Source organism: Campylobacter sp. RM19072, from assembly GCF_024723485.1.
GTDB lineage: Bacteria > Campylobacterota > Campylobacteria > Campylobacterales > Campylobacteraceae > Campylobacter > Campylobacter porcelli.
In genome coordinates this window covers 1-294 of record NZ_JANQCU010000073.1, presented here as the reverse complement: position 1 = coordinate 294, position 294 = coordinate 1, and the positions used below count along the sequence as shown (strand labels likewise).

Genomic DNA, 294 nt, shown 5'->3' with positions numbered 1-294 from the left:
TACTCACGCAGTGAATTTAGCCCAGCTAAATACTAAGGCTAATGCTAATGCTACAGTTAATTTAACAGGTAATCAGACAATAGCTGGTAATAAAACCCTAAGTGGAACTACGACACTAGCAGCTACAGTCATAAATGGAGCTACTCAGCTAAAAGGTGCAGTAACTGCTACAGGGGCTATAACTAGCAGTGGAAATGTAACCTTTAACACTGGTCAAGTAACCTTTAATAACAAAGCCCCAATATGCAATGTAGCACCAGCAGCAGATACAAATCTAGTAAATAGAGCATACTC

At 39.5% G+C, this 294-nt stretch carries 1 protein-coding gene; it reads left to right on the top strand.

The window, feature by feature from the left end; translation table 11 throughout:
• Positions 1-294 (top strand): hypothetical protein (locus tag CSUIS19072_RS08495; protein WP_337212291.1); only part of this gene is annotated, 294 nt, incomplete at both ends.